This window comes from Microbacterium sp. ISL-103, assembly GCF_018613995.1.
Taxonomy (GTDB): Bacteria; Actinomycetota; Actinomycetes; order Actinomycetales; family Microbacteriaceae; genus Microbacterium.
Genome location: NZ_JAGGPD010000031.1, coordinates 1 through 2,350, shown reverse-complemented (window position 1 = coordinate 2,350; position 2,350 = coordinate 1). Strand labels below are relative to the sequence as shown.

The following is a 2,350-nucleotide window of genomic DNA, read 5'->3' as shown; positions in this document are numbered from 1 at the left end:
GGGGGGGGGGGGGGGGGGGGGGGGGGGGGGGGGGGGGGGGGGGGGGGGGGGGGGGGGGGGGGGGGGGGGGGGGGGGGGGGGGGGGGGGGGGGGGGGGGGGGGGGGGGGGGGGGGGGGGGGGGGGGGGGGGGGGGGGGGGGGGGGGGGGTGGCGGGGGGGGGGGGGGGGGCGGGCGTGGCGGGCGGAGGGCGGGCTGCGGGCGGGAGGGCGTACGCGTGCGGGCGCGCGCGCGGTGGGCCCGGGGTGATGCGCCGGCGGCGCCCCGTGCGCTCGGACGTCGGATGCCCCTCGAACGGCATCAGCTGCAGCACCGAGCGGTCGCCGATCCACGGACTCGGCTGGTGCGAGAACTGCAGGGCCTCCAGGCGTCGACCGGGCGGGTCGTCGTGGATGCTGGGGCGGTACGGCCAGCGCGTGTCGGAGGCATCGGTGGCGGGGGTGACGAACGTGAACCCGTGGGGCACGGCCACCGCCGGGATGGTGTTGCCCCGCGAGAACCGGGGTCCGGAGTGGCTGCCGCGGCGCGTGTCGACGCGTTCGACCGGAGGGTGGCCATGGTCGACGGCAGGCTGCTCGGCGATGACGCACTGCACGAATCCCGTGACAGTCGAGGGGAGCCCGCTCGAGCCCGTCAGCGATCCGGCCCCGAGCACCACCTCGACGGCGGCCGGGGTGCGGCACGTCGGATCCGAGAGCATCGGAGCGAGGCTCACCGTGTCGGCGTTCCACTGCTCGGGCATGCTCCAGCGCGCCGCGAACTGAGCATCCGCAGTGAGGGGGAAGTCGTACCGATCACGCACGGCCGCGAAGTCGCTCAGTCTCGTACCGTCGACCGCTCGCGCATCCACCGTCACGGCCAGAGCCGCATGGGGGGCGAGTGCGGCCGCGTCGCCGTCGGCGTAGAACGCCCAGTGCAGCACCGTGTCGGAGGTGATCGGCACATCGTCGAGTCCCGGCACGTCGATCCGCTGCTCTCCGGCCGACGGGTCGAAGCTGAAGGCGAAGACCCGGCCGCGCAGCACTCCCGCGCGGGGGCGCGACGAGGGAGGATCAGCGGGGCCGTCTGCGGGTGTGAGATGCACGGTGCTCACCCCTTGATCGCGCCCTCCTGCACTCCCTTGAAGAAGAAGCGCTGCGTGAACGAGAACATGATCACGATCGGCACGAGCGCGATCATGGTGCCCGCAGCGATCAGGCGCGGATCGACCGAGAAGCTGCTGTTCAGGTAGGCCATGCCGACGGTCAAGGTGTACTTCGAGGGATCGGAGAGCACGATGAGGGGCCAGAGATAGTCGTCCCAGGCGCCGATGAAGGCGAAGATCGCGACGACCGAGACCATGCCGCGAATGTTCGGCCACACGATGTGACGGATGCGCTGCCAGGTGGTTGCGCCGTCGACGGTCGCTGCGTCGAGCACGTCCTTCGGGATCATCCGGCAGGCGGTGGCGACGAGCAGCACGTTCATCGCGCTGATCGCGCCGGGCAGGAACACGCCCCACAGGGTGTCGGCGAGTCCGAGCGAGCGGATCGTGAGGAAGTTGCTCGTGACGGTGACCTCGCCCGGGAAGAGCAGGGTCGAGAGCAGGATGGCCATCACGATCCACTTGCCGCGGAAGCGCATGCATCCGAGGGCGTAGCCGGCGAATGTGGCGAGGATCACGTTGCTGAGGACGGTGCCGACCGAGACGAGCAGCGAGTGCCACGCGTAGAGGTAGACCGGCACGATCTCGGCGACCGTGGCGTAGTTCTGCAGCGTCGGCTCGCGCGGGATGAGGTCGGGAGGGAACGAGTAGATGTTCTCCTGCGGACCCTTGAACGACGTCGAGAGCTGCCAGATGAAGGGTCCGATGACGAGCACCAGGACGAGCAGCAGGAGCGCATATCGGCCGATGAGTCCGCCGAGTGTGGGCTTGCTGAAATCGCCCGAGCCGCGGCGGCGGAAGATGGGTTCGCGGGTGGGCGTGGCCGGCCGATCGTCGGGCCGACGGTCGTCGTCGATGCGCGGCGGAGTGAGGGTGCTCATGCGGAGACCTTCGCCTTCTTCTCGCGATTCATGAAGGCGATCGCGGCCAGCGGGATGAGGGTGAGGAGGAACAGGGCGACGCTGATCGCACTGGCGTAGCCGATGTTGCCGTTCAGGCCCGAGCCGACCTGGCGGATCAGCATGACCAGCGACATGTCGTATCCGCCGGGTCCGCCCGTGCTCTTGGAGAGCACGTCGAGTTCGGCGAACACCCTCATCGCCGAGACGGCGATGAGCACCGCGATGAGGAGCATCGCGCCGCGCACCGAGGGGATCCTGACCGAGAGGAAGCGGCGGAACGCGCCCGCGCCGGCGAGCATCGCGGCC

Annotated in this window: 2 protein-coding genes and 2 pseudogenes; 1 reads left to right on the top strand and 3 read right to left on the bottom strand. The window is 71.3% G+C overall.

Going from position 1 to position 2,350, the window contains the following annotated elements:
- A pseudogene (locus tag J7E68_RS19495) lies at positions 1-479 on the bottom strand (hypothetical protein); the annotation flags it as partial.
- Between J7E68_RS19495 and J7E68_RS20225 the strand changes: the two are divergent.
- The gene (locus J7E68_RS20225; RefSeq protein WP_311415965.1) at positions 391-762 is read left to right on the top strand and encodes a hypothetical protein; all 372 of its coding nucleotides are present in this window, start codon (positions 391-393) and stop codon (positions 760-762) included. The pseudogene J7E68_RS19495 and the gene J7E68_RS20225 overlap by 89 nt on opposite strands.
- 325 nt (positions 763-1,087) lie before the next feature.
- Here J7E68_RS20225 and J7E68_RS01420 read toward each other — a convergent pair whose 3' ends face one another.
- Positions 1,088-2,023: a carbohydrate ABC transporter permease gene (locus J7E68_RS01420; RefSeq protein WP_215169176.1), complete on the bottom strand. Its 936-nt coding sequence runs from the start codon at positions 2,021-2,023 to the stop codon at positions 1,088-1,090.
- Positions 2,020-2,350 (bottom strand): annotated as a pseudogene (locus tag J7E68_RS01415) (sugar ABC transporter permease); the annotation flags it as partial. The pseudogene J7E68_RS01415 and the gene J7E68_RS01420, both read right to left, overlap by 4 nt.